Source organism: Streptomyces sp. NPDC041191 (assembly GCF_055591945.1).
The window spans coordinates 377,653-401,021 of record NZ_JBVIZC010000005.1 but is presented as its reverse complement, the minus strand read 5'-3'; the positions used below and the strand labels follow the sequence as shown (position 1 = coordinate 401,021).

Here is a 23,369-nt window from a genome sequence, read left to right as displayed (position 1 = left end):
CCTACGACCGTGGATGCCCGGACGGGGCGCGGGGTATGCCCGGTCCCGTCCGGTGCCGGTGCACAGGGGGGCGCACAGGGTCACGTGATCGTCAAGAATTCTTCGCCGTGCGCCCATCTGATGTTCGATTATCGGAAAATCGCTCCTGCATAGTGCAGTTGGTATGTCCAAGTCAAGATCTGTCTTTTCTCTCCTCACTCCGGTCGAATGTCGTCACTTGTGACGCGCGACCCGCCGGACGGGCACCCCACCTTTCGGTCCGCCGGCGCGGACGCCGGGGAGGACATACTTCAAGTGACCAACAGACGACGGGCGATCAGAGCGTCCGCAGTTGTCGTGGCGCTCGCGGCCACCGCCGCCACCGCCTCGACGTTCACCACCGCCTGGGCCGACAACCACGGAAACGTGACGCCGGCCGACGTCCGCCACGACCCGGCCCCCGGCCACGGTCAGGACGCCGACAAGACGGCGGTCGACCACGACCTCGAAGGTCCCTACAGCAAGCAGCAGGAGCAGCAGCGCAAGGCCGCCCTGGAGCAGGTCCTGAGCGGCGAGGCCAAGGTCGAGCGCCGCGGTGGCTCCCAGGTCGTCAAGCTCGGCGCCAAGAAGTACGTCGAGCTGGGCCGCGAGAAGACCGACAAGATCTTCACGATCCTCGTCGAGTTCGGCGACAAGGTGGACAACACCACCCTCGTCGACCGCGCCGACGACGACACGGCCGAGCCGAAGCCGAAGTACGGCGGCACGCCCGGCCCGCTGCACAACCGCATAGCCCAGCCCGACCGGAAGAACGACAACTCCACGGCCTGGCAGGCGGACTACAACCAGGCGCACTTCCAGGACCTGTACTTCGGGACCGGCAAGGACGCCAAGGGCCAGCCCAAGCAGTCGCTGAAGACCTACTACGAGCGCACCTCCTCCGGCCGTTACTCGGTCGACGGCGCGGTCTCCGACTGGGTCAAGGTCGAGTACAACGAGGCCCGCTACGGCTCGAACTACTGCGGCAACAGCAACTGCTCCAACGTCTGGGACGCCGTCCGCGACGGTGTCACGGCGTGGACCGCGGACCAGAAGGCCAAGGGCCGCACCGACGCCCAGATCAAGGCCGACCTGGCGCAGTACGACCAGTGGGACCGCTACGACTTCGACGGCGACGGCAACTTCAACGAGGCCGACGGCTACATCGACCACTTCCAGATCGTCCACGCGGGCGAGGACGAGTCGGCGGGCGGCGGCGCCCAGGGCGGCGACGCCCTGTGGGCCCACCGCTGGTACGCGTACGGCACCAGCGCGGGCAAGACCGGCCCGGAGAACAACAAGGCCGGCGGCACGCAGATCGGCAACACCGGCATCTGGGTCGGCGACTACACGATGCAGCCGGAGAACGGCGGCCTCGGCGTCTTCGCGCACGAGTACGGCCACGACCTCGGTCTGCCGGACCTGTACGACACCTCCGGCCTCAAGGGCGCCGAGAACTCGACCGGCTTCTGGTCGCTCATGTCCTCCGGCTCCTGGCTCGGCCGCGGCAAGGACGCCATCGGCGACCTGCCCGGCGACATGAACGCCTGGGACAAGCTCCAGCTCGGCTGGCTGAACTACACCAAGGTCGCCGACGAGGCCCGCAAGTGGAACTCCACCCACAAGCTGGGCGTCGCCGAGTACAACACCAAGAACCCGCAGGCGCTCATCGTCGAGCTGCCGAAGAAGCAGGTCACCACCGACATCGTCGCGCCCGCCGAGGGCAACACGCAGTGGTGGAGCGGGATGGGTGACGACCTCAAGAACACCCTGACCCGTTCCGTCGACCTCACCGGCAAGTCGTCCGCCTCCCTGGAGCTCCAGGGCTGGTACGACATCGAGCTCGACTACGACTACCTGTACGCCGAGGTCTCGACCGACGGCGGCGCCAACTGGACCGCCCTGGACGGCACCGCCGACGGCAAGGCGCTCCCGCGCGACGCGGCCGGCGCCCCGGCGCTGACCGGCGTCTCGGAGACCCACAAGAAGCTGGCCTACGACCTGTCCGCCTACGCGGGCAAGAAGGTCGACCTCCGCTTCCGCTACCAGACGGACGGCGGCGCGGGCGGCAAGGGCTTCACGGCCGACGCCGTCACCGTGACCGCCGACGGTGCCGCCGTCCTCTCCGACAACGTCGAGAACGGTGACAACGGCTGGGCCGCCAAGGGCTTCTCCCGCGTCGGCAAGGGCTTCACCAAGGCGTACGAGCAGTACTACATCGCCGAGAACCGGCAGTACACCTCGTACGACGAGACCCTGAAGGTCGGCCCGTACAACTTCGGGTTCACCGGTGACAAGTCGACCTGGGTCGAGCACTACCCGTACCAGAACGGCCTGCTCGTCTGGAAGTGGGACCTGTCCCAGAAGGACAACAACACCGCGGTCCACCCGGGCCAGGGCCTGATCCTCCCGGTCGACGCCCACCCGGCCCCGCTGAAGTGGAAGGACGGCACCCTGATGCGCAACCGCGTCCAGGCGTACGACTCCACCTTCGGCACCTACCGGACCGACGCCCTCCAGCTCCACAAGGCGGACGTCGCGACCTTCGTGCCGTCCCTGCCGGGCAACCCGGTCTTCGACGACCGCAAGGGCACCTACTGGTTCCAGGAGACCGCTCGCGCCGGTGTCCAGGTAACTGACACCAACACCAAGATCGAGGTCGTCAAGGAGCCGAAGAACGGCGAGACGATCACGGTCCGCGTGGGTCCGTCCACGAAGTAACCCGTAAAACCGCAGGTCAAAGCATGATCGGCCGTCGCCCTCTAGCGGGCGGCGGCCGATCGTGTTTAGGTGCGTCTGACGCGTTTCCTCTTGACACCGACCCACGGGGGAGTGGTTCCGCATGCCCGACGGAGGGTTCTGCAAGCTGCCGGGGGGCAGCGTGGTCGTCGCCATAGGGCTGCCCAGCCCGGCCGGCGACGGCGGCAAGGTCCGCTTCCTGGTCCACGCCGCGAACCGCGCCCGCGCCCTGACCCGGCTGCGGAACCTGGGGCTGCGCGCGGTCTACCTCCGGGGGAACAGCGAACCGCCCACGCCGGACGAGGTCACCGCCGTCCTGCACCATCCGGACGGCCTGCTGTGGAGGTCCGCGCCGGGCGGCGACCAGGAGCTCTGGCACCCGGTGCGGTCGCTGCCGAAGGCGCCGGCGGCGTAGCGCCCGGCGCCGGGACCGCGCGGAGACGGCTCCGGCGGGTCCTCGCGGCGGGGCCTCAGACCACCGGCGTGCCGGTCAGCTCCACGCCCGCCGCCCGCAGCTCCTCCACGGCCCGCTCGGTCGTCTCCCGCGCCACGCCCGCCGTCAGGCCGAGCAGCACATGGGTCCGGAAGCCCTCCCGGGCCGCGTCCAGGGCGGTCGCCCGGACGCAGTGGTCGGTGGCGATCCCCACCACGTCCACCTCGGTGACGTCCCGCGCGCGCAGCCACTCCGCGAGCGTCAGGCCGTTCTCGTCCCGCCCCTCGAAGCCGCTGTACGCGGCGTCGTACGCGCCCTTGTCGAAGACGGCGTCGATCGCCCCGCTGGCGACGGCGGGCGCGAAGTTCGGGTGGAAGCCGACGCCCTCCGTCCCCGCCACGCAGTGCACCGGCCACGAGCTGACGTAGTCCGGCTCCTCGCCGGGCGCGGCGAAGTGCGCGCCCGGGTCCACGTGGTGGTCACGGGTGGCCACGACGTGCCGGTAGGAGGTGCCCGCCGTCTGGCCGATCAGGTCGGTGACGGCGGCGGCGACGTCCGCGCCGCCCGTCACCGCGAGGCTGCCGCCCTCGCAGAAGTCGTTCTGCACGTCCACAACGATCAAAGCCCGGTGCATGGGGGGTGTCCTTAGCGCGTCGGAGGGGGTGGGAAGGGGGGACGGGTTCGAGCCTAGAGACTTCCCCACCCCTGGGGGGAGGGGGACGGCCCCGGCGGCCGGACGGCCCGGCGTCGGCCCGGCGGTCACCGGGACGCCGGGAGGGGGCGGGCGCCGTCCGGGCCGCCGCGCGCGGGGCCTCGCGCGCGGCGCACGCGCGCGTCCCCGCGCGGACGCGTGCCTCCCCCGTACACGTGTCTCCCCCCTACGCGGTTCTCACACGTACGCGGTTCTCACACGTACGCGGTTCTCACACGTACTCGGTCGGCAGGACGGCCTCGCCCCGCGAGAGCTGCATCGCCGACATCGGCAGTCCGGCACGGGACGCGATGTGCCGGGCCCTGGCGGCCTCCAGCGGCTCGCGGCCCACCACCTCGCCGCCCCTGACCAGCTCGACCAGGAGCTGGTGGCCGGCCAGCGCCGGAGGGACGGGTCCGGTGCCCACGACCTCGGCCTCGGCGATCCCCGCCGCGTCGGGCCTGCGGGCCGCCCACTTGCGCCCGCCGACCGACGCCTTGCCGCCCAGGGACTTCTTGGCCACCGGCACGAGGGGCGCCTTCGGGTCGGCCGACGCGGCCCGCGCGACCAGCTTGTAGACCATGGAGCAGGTCGGGTGGCCGCTGCCGGTGACCAGCTGCGTGCCCACCCCGTACGCGTCGACCGGGGCCGCCGCGAGCGAGGCGATGGCGTACTCGTCGAGGTCCGAGGTGACGACGATCCGGGTGTCCCGGGCGCCCAGCTCGTCCAGCTGCGCCCGCACCCGGTGGGCGACGAGCAGCAGGTCGCCGGAGTCGATCCGGACCGCGCCCAGCTCGGGCCCGGCCACCTCGACGGCGATCCGCACGGCCTCGGTCACGTCGTAGGTGTCCACGAGCAGGGTCGTGCCGCGTCCCAGGGTCTCGACCTGCGCCCGGAAGGCGTCCCGCTCGCTGTCGTGGAGCAGGGTGAAGGCGTGGGCGGAGGTGCCGACGGTCGGGATGCCGTAGCGGAAGCCCGCGGCCAGGTCCGAGGTGGAGTCGAAGCCACCGACGTACGCGGCGCGGGAGGCGGCGACGGCCGCCAGTTCGTGGGTGCGCCGGGCGCCCATCTCGATCAGGCCCCGTCCGCCGGCCGCGGCCGACATGCGGGAGGCGGCGGCCGCGATGGCCGAGTCGTGGTTGAGGATCGAGAGGATCACGGTCTCCAGGAGCACGCACTCCGCGAAGGAGCCCTCGACGCGCAGGACGGGGGAGCCGGGGAAGTACGTCTCGCCCTCGGGGTAGCCCCAGATGTCGCCGGAGAAGCGGTAGCGGGCCAGCCACTCCAGGGTCGGCTCGTCCACGACGGCGCGCTCGCGCAGGAACTCCAGGACGGCCGGGTCGAAGCGGAAGTTCTCGACGGCGTCCAGGACCCGTCCGACGCCCGCGAGGACTCCGTAGCGCCGCCCCTCGGGCAGTCGCCGGGTGAAGACCTCGAAGACGGAGTGCCGGTCGGCGGTGCCGCCCCGCAGGGCCGCCTGGAGCATGGTCAGCTCGTACTGATCGGTGAAGAGCGCGGTGGAGGGAACGTCCACCGGCAGCCCAAGGTCCGCAGCGTTCATGCCGGCGATGCTAACCCAGAAATCGTCAGAGTGACGATTTCTGTTCCGGGGGTCGTGGCCCGTTTGTGCGAGGGGGGCCCGGGAGTGGCAGCATGGGGTGAGTGAGCGTCGCGCCTATTGAGATCGAACGCACGGAGCCGGCCGAAGGGGTCACGGCGGTCGTCGAACCGGACGTGCCCTGGGTGACCCTCGTGCACAACGATCCGGTCAACCTGATGAGCTATGTGTCCTACGTCTTCCAGTCGTACTTCGGATACTCCAAGGACAAGGCGCACAAGCTGATGCTCGACGTGCACAACAAGGGCCGCGCGGTGGTCTCCAGCGGCACCCGCGAGGAGATGGAACGGGACGTGCAGGCGATGCACGGCTACGGGCTCTGGGCGACCCTCACCCAGGACCGCGGCTGATGGCCGGCCGCTTCGAGGCGCTGCCCGGCGGCGGCGCGGCCGTGGCCCTCGACGACGTCGAGGTCTCCATCCTCCGCTCCCTCGCCGTCCAGCTCCTGGAGCTGATCGGCCCCGGCGACGAGCCGGCGGCCGACGCGGACCCGCTGGCCGCGCTCTTCTCCGAGGGGCCCGGCGAGCCGCCCTCCGACCCCGCCCTGCGGCGCCTCTTCCCCGACGCGTACGGGGACGACACCGAGGAGCTGCGGGAGGCCGCCTCCGACTTCCGCCGCTACACCGAGAACGACCTGCGGGCCCGCAAGCGCGAGGACGCCCTCGTGGCGGTGCGCGCCCTGGACTCCCTCCCGGCCGGGGCGGAGGAGGGCGGCGGGGTCCTGAAGCTCGCCCCGGACGAGTCCCGGGCCTGGCTCGGCACGCTGAACGACCTCCGGCTGACCATCGCGGCCCGCCTGGAGATCGCGGACGACGAGGAGAGCGAGCGGCTGTACCGGCTGCCGGACTCCGACCCGCGCAAGCCGATGGTGATGGCGTACCTCTGGCTGGGGATGCTCCAGGAGTCCCTGGTGGAGACCCTGATGCCCTCCTGAGGGGGCCGGAAGGGTGACATCGGGGGCCGTTCGCTCAGCGGACGCTCAAATCCGGATAACGAATACGTTATCGGAGTGTCCGCTTTGTCCTCTTGGGTGCGCCGGATTCCCCTTTCCCTGTGGTGCGCGCCACCCACGCACCCGGAGGCCGCCTCCGGGTGCGTGATACACCTTCACGACCGCTCGGGGACGCCACCCCTGTTCCCGAGGGCGCTTCGGCCGGCTGACCGCCGGCGGCACTCCATCCACATCCGGGGGGATCAGGATCTGATCCGTGACCGACGCACTCGTGGTCGCGCGGATCAGCATGGAGAAAGGCGCACCACCATGACCTCTGTGCAGGTCGACAAGCAGCACGACGGCACCGACGGGGCCGTGGGCGGCGGCGAGGGCTACCAGCGCGGCCTCGGCGCCCGGCAGATCCAGATGATCGCGATCGGCGGCGCCATCGGCACCGGCCTCTTCCTCGGCGCGGGCAAGGCCATCCACAAGGCCGGCCCCAGCCTCATCCTCGCGTACGCCATCGCGGGCCTGGTGATCTTCTTCATCATGCGGGCCCTGGGCGAGCTCCTCATGTACCGCCCGGTGTCCGGCTCCTTCTCGGAGTACGCCCGGGAGTTCGTCGGCCCCTTCGCGGGCTTCGTGACCGGCTGGACGTACTGGCTCTTCTGGGTCGTCACCGGGATCACCGAGGTCACCGCCGCCGCCACCTACATGACGTACTGGTGGGACATCCCGCAGTGGATCTCCGCCCTCGTCTTCACCGTGGTCCTCTACGGCGCCAACCTGATCTCCGTGAAGCTCTTCGGCGAGCTGGAGTTCTGGTTCTCCATGGTCAAGGTCACCGCCATCATCGGCATGATCCTGATCTGCGCCGGCATCCTCACCGTCGGCTTCTCCGACGCCGGGGACACCGCCACGGTCGCCCACCTGTGGAACCAGGGCGGCTTCTTCCCGAACGGCGTCGGCAGCACCCTGATGACGCTCCAGATCGTGATGTTCGCCTTCCTCGCCGTCGAGCTGGTCGGCGTCACCGCCGGCGAGTCCAAGGACCCGAAGACCGTCCTGCCCAAGGCCATCAACACCGTGCCGTGGCGCATCGCCGTCTTCTACGTCGGCGCCCTGATCATGATCCTGTCGGTCGTCCCGTGGACCGAGTTCCAGCCGGGCGTCTCCCCGTTCGTCGCCGCCTTCGAGAAGATGGGCCTCGGCGTCGGCGCCGCCGTCGTCAACTTCGTGGTCCTCACCGCGGCCCTCTCCTCCTGCAACTCGGGCATGTACTCCACCGGCCGCATGCTGCGCGACCTCGCGCTCAACGGCCAGGGCCCCAAGGTCTTCACCCGGCTCACGAAGAGCGGCATCCCGTTGCTCGGCACCACCTTCTCCGCCGCGCTCATGCTGGTCGGCGTCTGGATCAACTACGTCGCCCCCGGCAAGGCGTTCGAGTACGTCGTCTCCTTCGCCACCATCTCCGGCATGTGGGCCTGGATCATGATCCTGGTCTGCCAGATCCGCTACCGCCGCAAGGCGGACCGCGGCGAGCTCCCGCAGTCCTCCTTCAGGGCGCCGGGCGCCCCGTACACCAGCTGGTTCGCGCTCCTCTTCATCGGCATGGTCGTCGTGATGATGGGCATCGACGAGGGCGCCCGCGTCTCCCTCTACTGCGCGCCGGTCTGGGCCCTGGTCCTGGGCGTCTCCTACCTGGTCCTGAAGTCCCGCGACCCCGAGGGCGCCGCCTTCGCCAAGCGGTCCTGACCGACCCCGTCCCACCCTGCGGACCGTCCCGTACCACCCCTCGGTACGGGACGGTCCTTCTGTCTATCCTGTCGCCATGCTGACCATCACCCGGACCCTGTACGACCAGATCGTGGACCACGCCCGCGCGGACCACCCGGACGAGGCGTGCGGCGTGGTCGCGGGCCCGGCCGGCAGCGGCCGCCCCGAGCGGTTCGTCCCCATGCTGAACGCGGCCCGCTCGCCCACCTTCTACGAGTTCGACTCCGCCGACCTGCTCCGGCTCTACCGCGAGATGGACGACCGGGACGAGGAGCCCGTGGTCATCTACCACTCGCACACCGCCACCGAGGCGTACCCGTCCCGCACGGACATCACGTACGCCAACGAGCCGCACGCCCACTACGTCCTCGTCTCCACCGCCGACACCGACGGCGCCGGCCCCTTCCAGTTCCGCTCCTTCACCATCGTGGACGGCGTGGTGACCGAGGAGGACGTGAAGGTCGTCGAGAGCCACGCGTGACGCAGCCGATGAGACACTGACGGAAACCCAACGGGCGGCAGGACCCAGGAAGCCGGTGCGAATCCGGCACGGTCCCGCCACTGTGACCGCCTTCCCGGAGGCGGAAGCCAGGAACTGACCTGCCGCCCGCACCACCGAACGGGGACGTGGAAATCCCCGGAGGAGGAACGTTCCGTCATGTCCTGGCGCCGCCCGCTCGCACTCGCCGCCGTCCTGCTCCCGCTCCTCGCCGCCTGCTCGGCCGCCCCCGGACCCGCCGACCCGCCCGCGAAGGCCGCGCCGGGATTCCCGTACACCGTCACCAACTGCGGTGTGGAGCACACCTTCCGGGCCCCGCCGAAGCGCGTGGTCACCATGAACCAGCACGTCACCGAGATCATGCTCGCCCTCGGCCTGGAGAAGTCCCTCGTCGGCACCGCCTACCTGGACGACGCGGTCCTGCCCGCCTACCGGAAGGCGTACGACTCCGTCCCCGTCCTCGCGAAGGAATACCCCTCCAAGGAGGCCCTGCTCGCCGCCGCCCCGGACTTCGTCTACGGCGGCTACGGCTCCGCCTTCGACGCCAAGGACGGGCGCGGCCGCGACGACCTGGAGCGCTCCGGCATCGCCACCCGCCTCAACACCGAGTACTGCCCCACCGGTTCGCCCTCCGTGGACGACCTCTACCGCGAGGTCCGCGAGGTCGGCAGGACCTTCGGGGTGCCCGACCGCGCCGAGAAGTGGATCGGCGGGGCCCGCGCCGCCCTCGCCGCCGCCGGGAAGCGGATCGAGGGCGTCGAGCCCGTCTCCGTCTTCGTCTACGACAGCGGCGACAAGACCGCGTTCACCGCCGGCGGCAAGGGCATCGGCAACGAGATGATCACCCGCGCCGGCGGCCGCAACGTCTTCGCCGACCTCGACAAGGCGTTCGGCGACGCCACCTGGGAACAGGTCGTCGCCCGCCGGCCCGAAGTCGTCGTCCTCTACGACTACGGCTCCACCACCGTCGAGCAGAAGAAGAAGCGGCTCCTCGACGACCCCGCCCTCCGGGACGTCCCCGCGATCAGGAACCGCCGGTTCGCCGTCCTGCCCCTCTCCGACACGGTCCTCGGCGTCCGCGTCCCCGCCGCCGTCGGCAAGCTGGCCGCCCAGCTCCACCCGGCCGCCGCCCGATGAGCGCCGGGACCCGCGCCGTGGACACGGCGGAGGAACCGGCCGCCCCGGCGCGGGCCCCGCGCCCCGGCGCCCCGGCCCCCGGACGGATGCGCCTCCCGGCCGTCGTCACCGGCCTCCTGCTCGCCCTGGCCGCCGCCTGCCTCGCCTCCCTGGCCCTCGGCTCCGTCGCCGTCCCGCCCGGACAGGTCCTCGACGCCCTGACCGGACGGGCGGGCCCCTCCCCGTACCGGACGATCGTCCTCGACGTACGGCTGCCCCGGGTCCTGCTCGGCCTCGTCGTCGGCGCCGGGCTCGCCGTCGCCGGAGCCGTCCTCCAGGCCCTCGTCCGCAACCGGCTCGCCGACCCCTTCCTCCTCGGCATCTCCTCCGGCGCCTCCGCCGGAGCCGTCCTCGTCCTCGTCGTCGGCGTCGGGGGAGGGGTCACCACCACCCTCGCCCTGCCCGCCGGAGCCTTCGCCGGCGCCCTGGCCGCCCTCGTCCTCGTCTACGGACTCGCCCGGCGCGGCGGCACCATGACCGGCCCCCGGCTCGTCCTCGCCGGGGTCGCCGTCTCCTACGTCCTCTCCGCCCTCACCACCCTGATCCTGGCCGCCGCCGGCCGCCCCGAGCACTTCCGCGAGGCGCTGTACTGGTCCCTCGGCGGCCTCGGCAGCGCCCGCTGGGACACCCTCGTCCTGCCCGCCGCCGTCCTGGTCCTCGGCACCGGCGCCCTGCTCGCCCTGGCCCGCCCGCTCGACCTGCTCCTCGTCGGCGAGGAGGACGCCACCGTCCTCGGCCTCGACACGGCCCGCTTCCGCGCCGCCGTCTTCGTCCTCGTCTCCCTCCTCACCGCCGTCATGGTCGCCGCCAGCGGAGCCGTCGGCTTCATCGGCCTCATGGCCCCGCACGCCGCCCGGCTCGCCGTCGGCGCCCCGCACCGCCGCCTCCTGCCCGTCGCCGCGCTCGGCGGCGCGCTCGCCCTGGTCCTCGCCGACCTCGGCGCCCGGACCGTCACCGCGCCCCAGGACCTCCCCGTCGGCGTCCTCACCGCCCTCACCGGCGGCCCGTTCTTCCTCTGGCTGATGCGCCGCCGCCCGGAAGGAGCGCTCCTGTGACCGGCCTGCGCCTGGAGGGCCTGTCGTACGGGGAACGCCTCCGCTCCGTCGACCTCACCGTCCGCCCCGGCGAGACCGTCGGCCTCATCGGCCCCAACGGCAGCGGCAAGACCACCCTCCTGCGCTGCGTCTACGGCACCCTCGCCCCCACCGCCGGACGCGCCCTCCTCGACGGCGACGACCTGCGCGCCCTCGGCCCCCGGGCCCGCGCCCGCCGCGTCGCCACCGTCCCCCAGGACAGCGCCGCCGAGTTCGAGCTGACCGTCCGCGAACTGGTCGCCCTGGGCCGCTCCCCGCACAAGCGCTTCTGGGAGGGCGACACCGCCCCCGACCACGAACGCACCGCCACCGCCCTCGCCCGGGTCGGCCTCACGGACCTCGCCGACCGCGCGTACCCCACCCTCTCCGGCGGCGAGCGCCAGCGCGCCCTGGTCGCCCGCGCCCTCGTCCAGGACCCGGCCCTGCTCGTCCTGGACGAGCCGACCAACCACCTGGACATCCGTCACCAGCTCGACGTCCTCGCCCTGGTCCGCGCCCTGGGCACCACCAACCTGCTCGCCCTCCACGACCTCAACCTGGCGGGGGCGTACTGCGACCGGATCTACGTCCTGGAACGGGGCCGGGTCGTCACCGGCGGCACCCCCGCCGAGGTCCTCACCCCCGCCCTCCTGGACGCCGTCTACGGGGTCGGGGCGGATGTGATCCCGCACCCCAGGACCGGCAGCCCGACCGTCGTCTACCTGCACGGTCCGGCAGGCGGTCAGGAACCTTCCATCATGTGAGATCACATTCCGGAACCCGGACCGGGAATCGATACGATGAGCCCATGGTTTCCCACGACGTGAGCGAAGAGACTCCGGGCACCCTCCTGCTCGTGGCGCGCCTGCACGTCGACCTGGGCCGCCTCGCCAGCGCGATCTGTCCCGGCCGGGCCGCGGTCCGCCCGGTCCGCGCCGCGCTCTGAACGACCGGCCGAGCGCCCCTCACCGCACCACCCCTCCGCGCGGGGGCCAGCAGCGCGCCCCTCACGCCCCTTCCGACAGGAGCCCACGCCATGGCCATCGAGGTCCGCATCCCGACCATCCTCCGCACCTACACCGACGGCGCCAAGGCCGTCGAGGGCTCCGGCGGCACCCTCGCCGAGCTCTTCGCCGACCTGGAGACCCGCCACACCGGGATCGAGGCCCGCATCGTGGACGGCGGCAAGCTCCGCCGCTTCGTCAACGTCTACCTGAACGACGAGGACGTGCGCTTCCTCGACGGCATCGACACCAAGCTCTCCGACGGCGACAACGTCACGATCCTGCCGGCCGTCGCCGGCGGCGCGGTCTGATCCACATGCGCTACGACTCCCCGCTCGCGGCGGTCGGCAACACGCCGCTGGTCCGCCTCCCCCGGCTCTCGCCCTCGGACTCCGTCCGCGTCTGGGCGAAGCTGGAGGACCGCAACCCCACCGGATCGGTCAAGGACCGCCCCGCGCTCCACATGATCGAGCGGGCGGAGAAGGACGGCCGGCTCACCCCCGGCTGCACCATCCTGGAGCCGACCAGCGGCAACACCGGCATCTCCCTCGCCATGGCCGCCAGGCTCAAGGGCTACCGCATCGTCTGCGTCATGCCCGAGAACACCAGCGAGGAGCGGCGGCAGCTGCTCGCCATGTGGGGCGCGGAGATCGTTTCCTCCCCGGCGGCGGGCGGCTCCAACACGGCGGTCCGCGTCGCCAAGGAGCTGGCCGCCGAGAACCCGTCCTGGGTGATGCTGTACCAGTACGGCAATCCCGACAACGCCGGGGCCCACTACGCCGGCACGGGCCCCGAGATCCTCGCCGACCTGCCCTCGATCACCCACTTCGTGGCCGGGCTCGGCACCACCGGGACCCTGATGGGCGTCGGCCGCTACCTGCGCGAGCACAAGCCGGACGTGAAGATCGTGGCCGCCGAACCGCGCTACGACGACCTCGTCTACGGCCTGCGCAACCTCGACGAGGGCTTCGTTCCGGAGCTGTACGACGCCTCCGTCCTCACCACCCGCTTCTCCGTCGGCTCCGCCGACGCGGTCACCCGCACCCGCGAACTCCTCCAGGAGGAGGGCATCTTCGCGGGCGTCTCCACCGGCGCGGCCCTGCACGCGGCCATCGGCGTCGGCAACAAGGCCGTCACGGCGGGGGAGAGCGCCGACATCGTCTTCGTCGTCGCCGACGGCGGCTGGAAGTACCTGTCCACCGGCCTCTACACGGCCGCGACGACCGAAGAGGCCGTCAAGGCGGTCCAGGGCCAGCTCTGGGCGTGAGCCCCGGCCCCGGCGGGCGGCCTCAGCGCGCCAGATGGCGGACCCGGTCCCACAGGGCCGGGTCCGCCTTTCCGACCCTCCGGCGGAAGTCCGCCACCGGCACCTCCCGCAGCTCGTCCGTCTCCAGGAAGCTGCGCCGCCCCCGCGCGTCGCCCACCGCCCCCGGCGGCAGCGCGATCACCCCCGGCCGCTCCTCGTGGTGCTTGCTGGTGATCTTGGCGACGAGCGCGCGGTCCCCCCGTACCGAGAGCACCAGACAGGGCCGGTCCTTCGACCCGGGCCCGTCCTCGAAGGGCACGTCGGCCCACCAGATCTCGGCCGGTTCCGGCCCCCGCCCCCGCCGGGGTCCGGGCTCCGCCGGCCGTCCGGGCGGCCGGGTCCGCCCCGGAGGGCGGCGGGAGGAGGGCCGGGAAGGGGGCCGGCGCGGGGAACGCTTCCGCCCGTCGACGACCGCCACCACCAGGGCGAGCACCACCACCGCGGCCAGCGCGGGCCACCACGACGTGTCCATACCGCACGACGTTACCGGTGCGCGGTTCCCCCCGCCGTGACGCCCCGCCATCCATCCGAACCGGTGACAGAGCCCGTGAGTTCGCCCACAACGGGCCACCACGGAGGAGCGACGCGCCCGGACGCGCCTTACGCTCGACAGACCGCACAGCCTCCCCTCCCCCAGCGCGCTTCCCGCACCCGTCCACGGAGGTTCACGCTCCATGAAGCTCACCGTCGTCGGCTGCTCCGGGTCGTTCCCGTCCGCGGAATCGGCCTGTTCGAGCTACCTCGTCGAGGCCGACGGCTTCCGGCTGCTCCTCGACATGGGCAACGGCGCCCTGGGCGAGCTGCAGCGCCACATCGGTCTGTACGACCTCGACGCGATCTTCCTCAGCCACCTGCACGCCGACCACTGCATCGACATGTGCGGGTACTTCGTCGCCCGCTACTACCGGCACGAGGGCGGGCGCTGCGACGCGATCCCCGTCTACGCGCCGGAGGGCGCCGAGCAGCGGCTGACCGCGGCGTACGCGGACACGCCCTCGCCCACCTCGATGAGCGAGGTCTTCGACTTCCGCACGCTGAAGCCGGGCACCTTCGAGCTGGGCCCGTTCTCCGTCCGCACGGAGAAGGTGTGCCACCCGGTCGAGGCGTACGGCATCCGGGTCGGGCACGGCGGCCGTTCGCTCGCGTACTCCGGGGACACCGGGGCCTGCGAGGCGCTGCACGAGCTGGCCGAGGGCGCCGACCTCTTCCTCTGCGAGGCGTCCTTCACCCACGGCAAGGAGGACGTCCCGGACCTCCACCTCAACGGCCGCGAGGCCGGCGTCCAGGCGGCCCGGGCCGGGGTGGGCCGCCTGGTCCTCACGCACATCCCGCCGTGGACGGACGCCGGGCGGAACCTGGCGGACGCGCGCGCGGTGTACGCGGGACCGGCGGAGCTGGCGAGACCGGGCGCGGTGTACGAGGTCTGAGGACGAGCGGGTCCCGCGTACGGGGAAGGGCCCCGGAACCGTGACGGTTCCGGGGCCCTTCGGCGTCGTGGCGGGGCTCACGCCTTGGTGAGGTCCTCGACCTCCTCCTCGGGCTCGCGGCCCGGGGTGGGGAGGTTGAACTTGACGATCACGAAGCGGAAGACCACGTAGTAGATCGCCGCGAAGACGAGGCCGATCGGGATGATCAGCCAGGGCTTGGTGTCGAGCTTCCAGTAGAGGGCGTAGTCGATGAGACCGCCGGAGAAGTTGAAGCCCGCGTGGACGCCGAGCAGCCAGGTGATGGCCAGGGAGGCGGCGGTCAGCACGGCGTGGAGCACGTACAGCAGCGGCGCGATGAACATGAACGAGAACTCGATCGGCTCGGTCACACCGGTGACGAACGAGGTCAGCGCCAGCGAGGTCATCATGCCCAGGACGGCCTTGCGGCGCGTCGGGTGGGCGGTGTGGGCCATGGCGAGGGCGGCGGCCGGCAGGCCGAACATCATGATCGGGAAGAAGCCCGACATGAACATTCCGGCGGTCGGGTCGCCGGCGAGGAAGCGGCCGTAGTCACCGTGGACGACCTCGCCGGCCGCGTTGGTGAAGTCACCGAGCTGGAACCAGGCGACGGTGTTGACGAACTGGTGCATGCCGATCGGGATGAGACCGCGGTTGATCAGACCGAACAGGCCCGCGCCGGTGGCGCCGAGGCCGGTCATCCACTCGCCGAAGCTGGAGATGCCCTCGCCGATCGGCTCCCAGACCAGGCCGAAGAAGACGCCCACGGCCACGCCGACGAAGGCCATGATGATCGGGACGAGACGGCGGCCGTTGAAGAAGCCGAGCCAGTCGACCAGCTTCTTGCGGTGGTAGCGCTGCCACAGGACCGCGGCGAGCAGGCCCATGATGATGCCGCCGAGGACGCCGGGGTTGTTGTAGGTCGCGGCTATGTCCGCGCCGTCCTGGACCTTCGCCTCGGTGACCGGGAACGCCTCCAGCACCTTGCTGTAGACCAGGAAGCCGACGAGGGCGGCGAGGGCGGTGGAGCCGTCCGCCTTCTTGGCGAAGCCGATGGCGACGCCGATGCAGAACAGGATCGGCAGGTTGCCCGTGATCGCCCCGCCCGCATTGGCGAAGACGGAGGCGACCTTGTCCCAGCCGAGGCCGTCGGCGCCGAAGACGTCGGGCTGGCCCAGGCGGACCATCAGACCCGCGGCCGGCAGTACGGCGATCGGCAGCTGCAGGCTGCGACCGACCTTCTGCAGGCCCTGGAACAGGCCGGACCCGCGCTTCTTGGCGGGAGCGGCGGCCGGGGCGGTGGCCGTACTCATCAACTTCCTCCAGTAAGGCAAGGCGTCGCCGGAGGACAGTGAAAAGGGGTGCCGGCGGCGTCTCGTGGAACGCGGTGGTCTGGACCGCGTGGTCTACACCAATGAGTGGTGTAGACCAGTTTTAGCACGCGCGACTTAGATAAGGAACCTGTGAATTCTCACCCGCCCGGACACGCTCCGTGACGGGCACGGAAAGGCCCCCGGACCGTGGGGTCCGGGGGCCTGGATCGGGGCTCGCCGCGGGAGGCGCGGCGGAGCCGCGACGGGTCTACTTCACGTTGTCCCGCTCCATCTCCGCCTCCACCTCCTCCGGCTCGCGGCCGGGGGTCTGCAGGTTGAACTTCGTGATCGCGAAGCGGAAGATCGCGTAGTACACGACCGCGAAGGCCAGGCCGATCGGGATGATCAGCCACGGTTTCGTCGCCAGGTTCCAGTTGATCACGTAGTCGATCAGGCCGGCCGAGAAGCTGAAGCCGTCCTTCACCCCGAACGCCCAGGTCACCGCCATGGAGACGCCGGTGAGCACCGCGTGGATCGCGTACAGGACCGGGGCGATGAAGAGGAACGAGTACTCCAGCGGCTCCGTGATGCCGGTGACGAACGAGGTCAGCGCCACCGACAGCATCAGACCGCCGACCTCCTTGCGCCGGTGCGGCCGGGCGCAGTGGGTGATCGCCAGCGCGGCGGCCGGCAGCGCGAACATCATGATCGGGAAGAAGCCCGTGGTGAACTGCCCGGCGTCCGGGTCGCCCGCCAGGAACATGCTGATGTCACCGTGGACCACCGTGCCGTCCGGCTTGGTGTACGAACCGAACTGGAACCAGACGGGCACGTTCAGGAACTGGTGCAGGCCGATCACCAGCAGGGCGCGGTTCGCGACGCCGAAGATGCCCGAACCCCAGGCCCCGAGCCCGACCAGCCAGTCGCTGAAGCTCTCCAGGGCGTCACCGATCGGCGGCCAGATCCACAGGCAGAGCGCGGCGAAGAGGATCCCGACGAACGCCATGATGATCGGCACGAGCCGGCGCCCGTTGAAGAAGCCCAGCCAGTCCACCAGCTTGGTGCGGTGGAACCGCTGCCACAGATAGGCGGCGAACAGGCCCATCAGGATGCCGCCGAACACCCCGGGGTTCTGGTACGTGTAGCCCGCGAAGGCGTCGTCCGCGCCGAGGCACCCGCCCCCGATGTCCCTCGTGCCCTCGGGGCAGCCCTTCGGGAACTGGCGCAGCACCGTGTAGTAGACGAGGAAGCCGACCACCGCCGCGAGCGCGGTCGACCCGTCGGACTTCTTCGCCATGCCGATGGCGACGCCGATGCAGAAGAGCAGCGGCAGGCCGAGGCTGCCGTCGAGCAGGGCGCCGCCCGCGCCCGCCATCACCTTGGCGACGTTGTCCCAGCCCAGGCCGTCCGCGCCGAAGACGTCCGGCTGCCCGAGCCGGTTGATGATGCCGGCGGCCGGAAGCACGGCGATGGGGAGCTGGAGGCTGCGCCCCATCTTCTGGAGGCCCTGGAAGAGGCCGCTTCCCCAGGACCTCCTCGGTGCGGCCGCGGCTCTGTCGGTACTCATCGGCGTCCTCCCTGCCCGGAACGGCCCGGGTCCGCGTCGTGGCGCACACTGGTGTAGACCAGTTGCGGTAGGCTCCGGGAGCCCACCGAGGACAGGCTGCCGGTGATCGTCATCATTCGGCAGAAAGGTGCCACTCGCTCGCGAAGGTGGGCCAACCGTGGGTTAACGTGACCGAGCGGACCGCAAGTGCGCCGAGATTCGCGTCCCCGCGAACGGAACGGACAGGGAGAAACACATGGCCACCAAGGCTGAGAAGATCGTCGCCGGGCTCGGCGGCATCGAGAACATCGAAGAGGTCGAGGGCTGCATCACCCGCCTGCGCACCGAGGTCCGTGACCCGGCCCTGGTCGACGAGGCCGCGCTCAAGGCCGCCGGCGCCCACGGCGTCGTGAAGATGGGCACCGCCATCCAGGTCGTCATCGGCACCGACGCGGACCCGATCGCCGCCGACATCGAAGACATGATGTGAGCGGCTGACGCGCACCGGCAGGGCCCGTTCCGGCAGGGGAACGGGCCCTTCCCCATGTCCCGCTAGGCTCGTCGCATGTCTCGCATCGACGGCCGTACCCCCGAACAGCTCCGCCCCGTCACCATCGAACGCGGATGGAGCAAGCACGCCGAGGGCTCCGTCCTCATCTCCTTCGGCGACACCAAGGTCTTCTGCACCGCCTCCGTCACCGAGGGCGTCCCGCGCTGGCGCAAGGGCAGCGGCGAGGGCTGGGTCACCGGGGAGTACTCCATGCTGCCCCGGGCCACCAACACCCGCGGCGACCGCGAATCCGTCCGCGGCAAGATCGGCGGCCGCACGCACGAGATCTCCCGCCTCATCGGCCGCTCCCTGCGCGCCGTCATCGACTACAAGGCGCTCGGCGAGAACACCGTCGTCCTCGACTGCGACGTCCTCCAGGCCGACGGCGGCACCCGCACCGCCGCCATCACCGGCGCCTACGTCGCCCTCGCCGACGCCGTCGCCTGGGCCCAGTCCAAGAAGCTCGTCAAGGCCGGCCGCAAGCCCCTGACCGGCACCGTCGCCGCCGTCTCCGTCGGCATCGTCGACGGCGTCCCCCTCCTCGACCTCTGCTACGAGGAGGACGTGCGCGCCGACACCGACATGAACGTCGTCTGCACCGGCGACGGACGCTTCGTGGAGGTCCAGGGCACCGCCGAGGCCGAGCCCTTCGACCGCGAGGAGCTGAACGCCCTCCTCGACCTGGCCTCCGGCGGCTGCGCCGACCTCGCCCGCATCCAGCGCGAGGCCCTCGAAGGAACCCTCTGACCGCAACCCCCGGGCGCCGCACGGCGTCCTGACGGACAACGGGCGCACGGACACGTTCCGTGCGCCCGCGCCACCGACGCGTACAGGGGAGGACCCGTCTTGAAGCGCCGTCTCGCACTCGCCGCCGCCACGGCCGTCACGCTCACCGCCGTCCTGAGCGGCTGCGGAGCCCTCGACACGGCCATGGACTGCGTCAAGACCGCCGACGCCATCGCCACGTCCGTGCAGAAACTCCAGCAGGCCGCCTCCAACGCCACCAACGACGTCACGCAGATCGAGGAGTCGCTGAACTCGATCTCCACCGAACTCGGCAACCTCAAGAACACGACGGACAACGCCGACCTCTCGAAGGCGGTCGACGACCTCACCAAGGGCGTGGACTCGGTCCGCACCGCCGTGAAGAACGGCGACACCACCCCGGACATCACGCCGATCACGAACGCGGCGGGCGAGGTCGCGAAGGTCTGCACCCCGGGGTGACCGGCTCCGGGACGACCGCTCCGGAGCGAACGGTTCCGGGGCGAACGGCTCCGGGACGGCCGCTCCTCGGGGCGACCGCCCGGGGACGGTCGCCCCGAGGAGCGGCCGCCCCGGGATAATCACCCGCATGACCCGTCTGATCCTCGCCACCCGCAACGCGGGCAAGATCACCGAACTCCACGCGATCCTCGCCGACGCCGGCCTCGACCTCGAACTCGTCGGCGCGGACGCGTACCCGGAGGTGCCCGACGTCAAGGAGACCGGCGTCACCTTCGCGGAGAACGCCCTCCTCAAGGCCCACGCCCTGGCGCGGGCCACCGGCCTGCCCGCCGTCGCCGACGACTCCGGCCTCTGCGTGGACGTCCTCAACGGCGCCCCCGGCATCTTCTCCGCCCGCTGGTCCGGCACCCACGGCGACGACCGCGCCAACCTGGACCTGCTCCTGGCCCAGCTCTCCGACATCGCGGACGAACACCGCGGCGCCTCCTTCGCCTGCGCGGCGGCCCTGGCCCTCCCGGACGGCACGGAACGCGTCGTGGAGGGCTGGATGCCGGGCATCCTGCGCCACACTCCCGTCGGCACGAACGGCTTCGGCTACGACCCGATCCTCCAGCCGGAGGGGTACGACGTCACCTGCGCGGAGCTGACCCCGGCGCAGAAGAACGCGATCAGCCACCGCGGCAAGGCGTTCCGGGCGCTGGTGCCGGTGGTGCGGGAGTTGCTGGGCTGAGGGGTGGCACGCGAAGAGCCGCCCCGAGGGCGGCTCTTCGACGGTGCGGCCGATGGGATTCGAACCCACATGGGCGAAAGCCCAGAGGCACCTAAAACCTCCGCTTATACCATTCAGCAACGGCCGCTCGCACGGCCATGGTAGCGGTCCCCCGGCACCCGTTCGCGGGCTGTGCCGAAGTTCCCGCAGGGGCTGCGCCGGACCGGTTCCCCGCCGGAGCGAGCGGTCGGCGCGCGGAAGGGTCGGGACGGTCAGAACTTCGGCTCCGGCGCCCGGGCCATCACCATCTCCGCCGCCTCCTCGTGGGTCTCCACCGACGGGGGCGAGCCCTCCAGGGGCTGTTGGGCCGTCTCCTTCATGCAGGCCACGGCGATCACGCCGACGAGCGCCGCGCCCATCGCGTAGTACGCCGGCATCAGGTCGCTGCCGGTGGCGCCGATCAGGGCCGTGATGACCAGGGGGGTCGTGCCGCCGAAGAGGGACGCGGAGAGGTTGTAGCCCACGGACAGGGAGCCGTAGCGGACGTCCGTGGGGAAGAGGGCGGGGAGCGCCGCCGACATGGTGCCGAGCATGCACAGCAGCGACAGGCCGAGCATCAGCATGCCCGCGGTGACCGCCGGGACGCCGCCCCGGCCGATCAGCAGGAACGCGGGGAGCGAGAGCAGGAGGAAGCCCAGCATCCCCGTCATCAGGACCGGTTTGCGGCCGAGGCGGTCGCTCAGCCGGCCGACCCGGGGGAGGAGCGCCATCAGGAGGACCATCACCAGGAGCAGGATCAGCAGGCCGTGCGTCTCGCTGTAGCCGAGTTCGTCCGAGAGGTACGTCGGCATGTACGACAGCAGCATGTAGTCGGTGATGTTGTACGCGCCGACCAGGGCGACGCACAGGATCAGCGTCGGCCACTGGCGGCGGAAGATCTTCGCGAGTTCGCCCCGGGTCGTGGTCGCGGGCGCGTCCGCCGCCTCCGGCGGGTGCGCGGTGTCGGACTCCAGGCGCTGGAAGGCCGGCGTCTCGTCCAGGCGCAGCCGCAGGTAGAGGCCGACCAGGCCCAGGGGGCCCGCCACCAGGAACGGCACGCGCCAGCCCCACGCCTCCATCGTGTCGGTGCCGAGCCACGCGGTGAGCGCCGTGACCAGGCCCGCCGCGGCGACGTACCCGGCCAGGGTGCCGAACTCCAGGAAGCTGCCGAAGTAGCCCCGGCGCCGGTCGGGCGCGTACTCGGCGATGAAGGTCGAGGCGCCGCCGTACTCGCCGCCCGTCGAGAAGCCCTGGAGCATCCGGAAGCAGATGAGGAGGACCGGCGCCCAGAAGCCGATGGAGGCGTACGACGGGATCAGGCCGATCGCGAGGGTGCCGACCGCCATCAGGACCATGGTGAGCGCGAGGACCTTCTTGCGGCCCAGGCGGTCGCCCATCGGGCCGAAGAACATGCCGCCGAGCGGGCGGACGAGGAAGGCGACCGCGAACGTCGCGAACGACGAGAGGAGCTGGACCGTGTCGTTGCCGGAGGGGAAGAAGACGTGGCCGAGGGTGACGGCGAGGTAGGCGTAGATGCCGAAGTCGAACCACTCCATGGCGTTGCCCAGGGAGGCCGCCTTGACGGCCCGCCTGACCGCCGCCTCGTCCGTCACGGTGATGTCGGTCCGTCGCAGGCGGGGCTGTTTGCGCCGGCCGGCGGCCCGGAACAGGCGGGGGTGGCGTCTCAGGGCGCCGGGGTCGGGCGCGGGGGCGGGGTCGGTGGCCGGCATGACCGTACGTCCTCTCCGGGAAGGGCGAACACAAGAGGCCCTTCTTGCACGGTCATGCCGTTCGCAAACGAAAATCAGCCGAAAGTGCGATCTCCGTCACGCCCTCCCGGGCGTCAGGCCTCGACGCCCAGGTCCCGGATGATCTTGGCGACGTGGCCGGTGGCCTTCACGTTGTAGAGGGCCCGTTCCACCCTGCCCTCCTCGTCCACGACCACGGTGGAGCGGATCACGCCCGTCACCGTCTTGCCGTACAGCTTCTTCTCACCGAAGGCGCCGTACGCCTCCAGGACCTTCTTCTCCGGGTCCCCGACCAGGGTGACCTTCAGGTCCTCCTTCTCGCGGAACTTCGCCAGCTTCTCCGGCTTGTCGGGCGACACGCCGATGACGTCGTAGCCCGCGCCCGCGAGCAGCTCCAGGTTGTCGGTGAAGTCGCACGCCTGCTTGGTGCAGCCGGGGGTGAGGGCGGCGGGGTAGAAGTAGACGATGACCTTGCGGCCCCGGTGGTCCGCGAGGGAGACCTCGTTGCCGTCCGCGTCGGGAAGGGTGAAGGCGGGGGCGGTGTCGCCGGGCTGCAGTCGCTCGCTCATGGCTCTCCTCGGGAAACGTTCGCGTACGCGTGCAGAGCCTAATGGGGGTCTGGGGCGCCCCTTCGGCGGCGGAACTGACAGACTGTCCATCAACGACCGGATCACGACTACGGAGGCAGCGCGGTGTCGGAGGCCAGGACCCCTGCGCAGATCGAGGCGGACATCGTCCGCCGGCGCGAGCAGCTCGCCGTCACTCTCGACGAGATCGGCATTCGAGTGCACCCGAAGACGATCATCGGAGACGCGAAGGCCAAGGTGGCGTCGACGGTCGACCAGACCGCCGGCCGCGCCTTCGTCGCCGTCAACCGGGTGGTCTCGGACGTGAAGGCGCATCTCACCCACGCGGACGGCTCGCCCCGCCTGGAGCGCGTGGTGCCGGTGGCGCTCGCGGTGGTGGCGGTGATCGGGCTGGTCGCCGCCGGCACTCGCAAGGGCAAGTGACGGCACCCGTTCACGGGCGCCGCGCCCGGGCGGGTAGGTTCACCCCGTGAGCGAGAACACGCACGACAAGCTGCCCATCCGGATGCTCCACGACCGGGTTCTGGTCCGCACCGACTCCCCGGAGGGGGAGCGGCGTTCCGGCGGGGGCATCCTGATTCCGGCGACCGCCGCGGTCGGCCGTCGCCTCGCCTGGGCCGAGGTGGTCGCGGTCGGCCAGAACGTCCGTACGGTCGAGACCGGCGACCGGGTCCTGTACGACCCCGAGGACCGTGCCGAGGTCGAGGTGCGGGGCGTCGCGTACGTCCTGATGCGGGAGCGCGACCTGCACGCGGTGGCCGCGGACCGGTTCCAGGGGACGTCCGACTCGACCGGGCTCTATCTGTGACGACGGGTGCGAGAGGGCCCCGGTGACCACGGTCACCGGGGCCCTCGGCCGTTGTTTGCTAGCGTGGGAACCCCCGACGAGACGCGCCGTACCGGGTACACGACAAGACGACGCACCCCTGTTGTTCCGT

The 23,369-nt window shown here is 71.3% G+C and carries 26 protein-coding genes, 1 tRNA gene and 2 riboswitches; of the genes, 19 read left to right on the top strand and 8 right to left on the bottom strand.

Annotation, left to right across the window (positions count from 1 at the left end; genetic code table 11):
- Positions 1–294 precede the first annotated feature (294 nt).
- Positions 295–2,739, top strand: a complete 2,445-nt coding sequence (locus ACZ6AQ_RS12990; RefSeq protein WP_468759700.1) for an immune inhibitor A domain-containing protein — start codon at positions 295–297, stop codon at positions 2,737–2,739.
- A gap of 121 nt (positions 2,740–2,860) precedes the next feature.
- Positions 2,861–3,172, top strand: a complete 312-nt coding sequence (locus tag ACZ6AQ_RS12985; RefSeq protein WP_468759698.1) for a hypothetical protein — start codon at positions 2,861–2,863, stop codon at positions 3,170–3,172.
- 55 nt (positions 3,173–3,227) lie between these two features.
- Here the strand turns inward: ACZ6AQ_RS12985 and ACZ6AQ_RS12980 are convergent, their stop codons facing one another.
- Positions 3,228–3,824, bottom strand: a complete 597-nt coding sequence (locus ACZ6AQ_RS12980) for an isochorismatase family protein (protein WP_468759696.1) — start codon at positions 3,822–3,824, stop codon at positions 3,228–3,230.
- Positions 3,825–4,113: 289 nt separating this feature from the next.
- Positions 4,114–5,442, bottom strand: coding sequence for a nicotinate phosphoribosyltransferase (locus ACZ6AQ_RS12975; RefSeq protein WP_468759695.1), 1,329 nt, complete (start codon positions 5,440–5,442; stop codon positions 4,114–4,116).
- Positions 5,443–5,543: 101 nt separating this feature from the next.
- On the opposite strand from ACZ6AQ_RS12975, the gene clpS reads away from it, so the two are divergent.
- The 10 genes from clpS to ACZ6AQ_RS12925 all read left to right on the top strand — a co-directional run bounded on the left by clpS (position 5,544) and on the right by ACZ6AQ_RS12925 (position 13,228).
- Positions 5,544–5,849: an ATP-dependent Clp protease adapter ClpS gene (gene clpS / locus ACZ6AQ_RS12970; RefSeq protein ID WP_388690395.1), complete on the top strand. Its 306-nt coding sequence runs from the start codon at positions 5,544–5,546 to the stop codon at positions 5,847–5,849.
- A complete protein-coding gene (locus ACZ6AQ_RS12965) occupies positions 5,849–6,433 on the top strand; it encodes a DUF2017 domain-containing protein (protein ID WP_468759693.1) in 585 nt (194 codons plus the stop codon). The genes clpS and ACZ6AQ_RS12965 overlap by 1 nt, the downstream gene beginning before the upstream one ends.
- A 327-nt stretch (positions 6,434–6,760) precedes the next feature.
- Positions 6,761–8,188: an amino acid permease gene (locus ACZ6AQ_RS12960; RefSeq protein WP_468759692.1), complete on the top strand. Its 1,428-nt coding sequence runs from the start codon at positions 6,761–6,763 to the stop codon at positions 8,186–8,188.
- 76 nt (positions 8,189–8,264) lie between these two features.
- On the top strand, positions 8,265–8,690 hold the full coding sequence (locus tag ACZ6AQ_RS12955) for a M67 family metallopeptidase (RefSeq protein ID WP_468759690.1): 426 nt from the start codon (positions 8,265–8,267) through the stop codon (positions 8,688–8,690).
- 22 nt (positions 8,691–8,712) lie between these two features.
- Positions 8,713–8,827: riboswitch (cobalamin riboswitch) on the top strand.
- 40 nt (positions 8,828–8,867) lie between these two features.
- The gene (locus ACZ6AQ_RS12950) at positions 8,868–9,845 is read left to right on the top strand and encodes an ABC transporter substrate-binding protein (protein ID WP_468759688.1); all 978 of its coding nucleotides are present in this window, start codon (positions 8,868–8,870) and stop codon (positions 9,843–9,845) included.
- Positions 9,846–9,931: 86 nt separating this feature from the next.
- Positions 9,932–10,939 (top strand): FecCD family ABC transporter permease, encoded by a 1,008-nt coding sequence (locus tag ACZ6AQ_RS12945; protein WP_468759834.1) that lies wholly within the window; start codon positions 9,932–9,934, stop codon positions 10,937–10,939.
- A complete protein-coding gene (locus tag ACZ6AQ_RS12940) occupies positions 10,936–11,721 on the top strand; it encodes an ABC transporter ATP-binding protein (protein ID WP_468759687.1) in 786 nt (261 codons plus the stop codon). Before ACZ6AQ_RS12945 ends, ACZ6AQ_RS12940 begins: the two co-directional genes overlap by 4 nt.
- A gap of 44 nt (positions 11,722–11,765) precedes the next feature.
- The gene (locus ACZ6AQ_RS12935; protein ID WP_468759686.1) at positions 11,766–11,903 is read left to right on the top strand and encodes a putative leader peptide; all 138 of its coding nucleotides are present in this window, start codon (positions 11,766–11,768) and stop codon (positions 11,901–11,903) included.
- A 90-nt stretch (positions 11,904–11,993) separates the two neighbouring features.
- Complete coding sequence (locus ACZ6AQ_RS12930) at positions 11,994–12,272, top strand: MoaD/ThiS family protein (protein WP_468759685.1); 279 nt, start codon at positions 11,994–11,996, stop codon at positions 12,270–12,272.
- Between the two features lie 5 nt (positions 12,273–12,277).
- Complete coding sequence (locus tag ACZ6AQ_RS12925; RefSeq protein ID WP_468759684.1) at positions 12,278–13,228, top strand: PLP-dependent cysteine synthase family protein; 951 nt, start codon at positions 12,278–12,280, stop codon at positions 13,226–13,228.
- Positions 13,229–13,250: 22 nt separating this feature from the next.
- On the opposite strand, the gene ACZ6AQ_RS12920 is transcribed toward ACZ6AQ_RS12925, so the two are convergent.
- Positions 13,251–13,739 (bottom strand): type II toxin-antitoxin system PemK/MazF family toxin, encoded by a 489-nt coding sequence (locus tag ACZ6AQ_RS12920; RefSeq protein ID WP_468759682.1) that lies wholly within the window; start codon positions 13,737–13,739, stop codon positions 13,251–13,253.
- A 202-nt stretch (positions 13,740–13,941) separates the two neighbouring features.
- Here ACZ6AQ_RS12920 and ACZ6AQ_RS12915 point away from each other — a divergent pair, with 202 nt between their 5' ends.
- Positions 13,942–14,694 (top strand): MBL fold metallo-hydrolase, encoded by a 753-nt coding sequence (locus ACZ6AQ_RS12915; RefSeq protein WP_388690365.1) that lies wholly within the window; start codon positions 13,942–13,944, stop codon positions 14,692–14,694.
- A gap of 77 nt (positions 14,695–14,771) precedes the next feature.
- On the opposite strand, the gene ACZ6AQ_RS12910 is transcribed toward ACZ6AQ_RS12915, so the two are convergent.
- Together ACZ6AQ_RS12910 and ACZ6AQ_RS12905 are read right to left on the bottom strand one after the other, a co-directional pair.
- Positions 14,772–16,025 (bottom strand): PTS transporter subunit EIIC, encoded by a 1,254-nt coding sequence (locus ACZ6AQ_RS12910; protein WP_468759681.1) that lies wholly within the window; start codon positions 16,023–16,025, stop codon positions 14,772–14,774.
- Between the two features lie 268 nt (positions 16,026–16,293).
- Positions 16,294–17,592: a PTS transporter subunit EIIC gene (locus tag ACZ6AQ_RS12905; RefSeq protein ID WP_468759679.1), complete on the bottom strand. Its 1,299-nt coding sequence runs from the start codon at positions 17,590–17,592 to the stop codon at positions 16,294–16,296.
- A gap of 196 nt (positions 17,593–17,788) precedes the next feature.
- On the opposite strand from ACZ6AQ_RS12905, the gene ACZ6AQ_RS12900 reads away from it, so the two are divergent.
- The 4 genes from ACZ6AQ_RS12900 to rdgB all read left to right on the top strand — a co-directional run bounded on the left by ACZ6AQ_RS12900 (position 17,789) and on the right by rdgB (position 20,078).
- Positions 17,789–18,061: a PTS sugar transporter subunit IIB gene (locus ACZ6AQ_RS12900; protein ID WP_388690632.1), complete on the top strand. Its 273-nt coding sequence runs from the start codon at positions 17,789–17,791 to the stop codon at positions 18,059–18,061.
- Positions 18,062–18,136: 75 nt separating this feature from the next.
- Positions 18,137–18,868 (top strand): ribonuclease PH, encoded by a 732-nt coding sequence (rph, locus tag ACZ6AQ_RS12895; protein ID WP_468759677.1) that lies wholly within the window; start codon positions 18,137–18,139, stop codon positions 18,866–18,868.
- A 99-nt stretch (positions 18,869–18,967) separates the two neighbouring features.
- On the top strand, positions 18,968–19,348 hold the full coding sequence (locus tag ACZ6AQ_RS12890; RefSeq protein WP_388690353.1) for a hypothetical protein: 381 nt from the start codon (positions 18,968–18,970) through the stop codon (positions 19,346–19,348).
- Positions 19,349–19,475: 127 nt separating this feature from the next.
- A complete protein-coding gene (gene rdgB, locus ACZ6AQ_RS12885; protein WP_468759675.1) occupies positions 19,476–20,078 on the top strand; it encodes an RdgB/HAM1 family non-canonical purine NTP pyrophosphatase in 603 nt (200 codons plus the stop codon).
- Between the two features lie 44 nt (positions 20,079–20,122).
- On the opposite strand, the gene ACZ6AQ_RS12880 is transcribed toward rdgB, so the two are convergent.
- The 3 genes from ACZ6AQ_RS12880 to bcp all read right to left on the bottom strand — a co-directional run bounded on the left by ACZ6AQ_RS12880 (position 20,123) and on the right by bcp (position 22,413).
- A tRNA-Leu gene (locus ACZ6AQ_RS12880) sits at positions 20,123–20,205 on the bottom strand.
- A gap of 124 nt (positions 20,206–20,329) precedes the next feature.
- The gene (gene proP / locus ACZ6AQ_RS12875; protein ID WP_468759673.1) at positions 20,330–21,826 is read right to left on the bottom strand and encodes a glycine betaine/L-proline transporter ProP; all 1,497 of its coding nucleotides are present in this window, start codon (positions 21,824–21,826) and stop codon (positions 20,330–20,332) included.
- A 113-nt stretch (positions 21,827–21,939) separates the two neighbouring features.
- Entirely contained in the window at positions 21,940–22,413 is a 474-nt protein-coding gene (gene bcp / locus ACZ6AQ_RS12870) for a thioredoxin-dependent thiol peroxidase (protein WP_376231388.1), read from the bottom strand.
- A gap of 123 nt (positions 22,414–22,536) precedes the next feature.
- On the opposite strand from bcp, the gene ACZ6AQ_RS12865 reads away from it, so the two are divergent.
- On the top strand, positions 22,537–22,854 hold the full coding sequence (locus tag ACZ6AQ_RS12865; RefSeq protein ID WP_468759671.1) for a DUF3618 domain-containing protein: 318 nt from the start codon (positions 22,537–22,539) through the stop codon (positions 22,852–22,854).
- A 46-nt stretch (positions 22,855–22,900) separates the two neighbouring features.
- The gene (locus ACZ6AQ_RS12860; RefSeq protein ID WP_030222196.1) at positions 22,901–23,239 is read left to right on the top strand and encodes a GroES family chaperonin; all 339 of its coding nucleotides are present in this window, start codon (positions 22,901–22,903) and stop codon (positions 23,237–23,239) included.
- Positions 23,240–23,289: 50 nt separating this feature from the next.
- A riboswitch (guanidine-III (ykkC-III) riboswitch) is annotated at positions 23,290–23,356 on the top strand.
- The last annotated feature ends 13 nt before the right edge of the window (positions 23,357–23,369 follow it).

Excerpts from the sequence above, each read along its gene's own strand:
- ACZ6AQ_RS12910 (WP_468759681.1), bottom strand. The coding sequence starts at position 16,025 with ATGAGTACGGCCACCGCCCCGGCCGCCGCTCCCGCCAAGAAGCGCGGG.
- ACZ6AQ_RS12935 (WP_468759686.1), top strand. The coding sequence starts at position 11,766 with ATGGTTTCCCACGACGTGAGCGAAGAGACTCCGGGCACCCTCCTGCTC.
- ACZ6AQ_RS12950 (WP_468759688.1), top strand. The coding sequence starts at position 8,868 with ATGTCCTGGCGCCGCCCGCTCGCACTCGCCGCCGTCCTGCTCCCGCTC.
- rph (WP_468759677.1), top strand. The coding sequence starts at position 18,137 with ATGTCTCGCATCGACGGCCGTACCCCCGAACAGCTCCGCCCCGTCACC.
- rdgB (WP_468759675.1), top strand. The coding sequence starts at position 19,476 with ATGACCCGTCTGATCCTCGCCACCCGCAACGCGGGCAAGATCACCGAA.
- ACZ6AQ_RS12925 (WP_468759684.1), top strand. The coding sequence starts at position 12,278 with ATGCGCTACGACTCCCCGCTCGCGGCGGTCGGCAACACGCCGCTGGTC.
- ACZ6AQ_RS12960 (WP_468759692.1), top strand. The coding sequence starts at position 6,761 with ATGACCTCTGTGCAGGTCGACAAGCAGCACGACGGCACCGACGGGGCC.
- ACZ6AQ_RS12915 (WP_388690365.1), top strand. The coding sequence starts at position 13,942 with ATGAAGCTCACCGTCGTCGGCTGCTCCGGGTCGTTCCCGTCCGCGGAA.
- proP (WP_468759673.1), bottom strand. The coding sequence starts at position 21,826 with ATGCCGGCCACCGACCCCGCCCCCGCGCCCGACCCCGGCGCCCTGAGA.
- ACZ6AQ_RS12945 (WP_468759834.1), top strand. The coding sequence starts at position 9,932 with ATGCGCCTCCCGGCCGTCGTCACCGGCCTCCTGCTCGCCCTGGCCGCC.
- ACZ6AQ_RS12920 (WP_468759682.1), bottom strand. The coding sequence starts at position 13,739 with ATGGACACGTCGTGGTGGCCCGCGCTGGCCGCGGTGGTGGTGCTCGCC.
- ACZ6AQ_RS12965 (WP_468759693.1), top strand. The coding sequence starts at position 5,849 with ATGGCCGGCCGCTTCGAGGCGCTGCCCGGCGGCGGCGCGGCCGTGGCC.
- ACZ6AQ_RS12905 (WP_468759679.1), bottom strand. The coding sequence starts at position 17,592 with ATGAGTACCGACAGAGCCGCGGCCGCACCGAGGAGGTCCTGGGGAAGC.
- bcp (WP_376231388.1), bottom strand. The coding sequence starts at position 22,413 with ATGAGCGAGCGACTGCAGCCCGGCGACACCGCCCCCGCCTTCACCCTT.
- ACZ6AQ_RS12930 (WP_468759685.1), top strand. The coding sequence starts at position 11,994 with ATGGCCATCGAGGTCCGCATCCCGACCATCCTCCGCACCTACACCGAC.
- ACZ6AQ_RS12980 (WP_468759696.1), bottom strand. The coding sequence starts at position 3,824 with ATGCACCGGGCTTTGATCGTTGTGGACGTGCAGAACGACTTCTGCGAG.
- ACZ6AQ_RS12985 (WP_468759698.1), top strand. The coding sequence starts at position 2,861 with ATGCCCGACGGAGGGTTCTGCAAGCTGCCGGGGGGCAGCGTGGTCGTC.
- ACZ6AQ_RS12955 (WP_468759690.1), top strand. The coding sequence starts at position 8,265 with ATGCTGACCATCACCCGGACCCTGTACGACCAGATCGTGGACCACGCC.
- ACZ6AQ_RS12975 (WP_468759695.1), bottom strand. The coding sequence starts at position 5,442 with ATGAACGCTGCGGACCTTGGGCTGCCGGTGGACGTTCCCTCCACCGCG.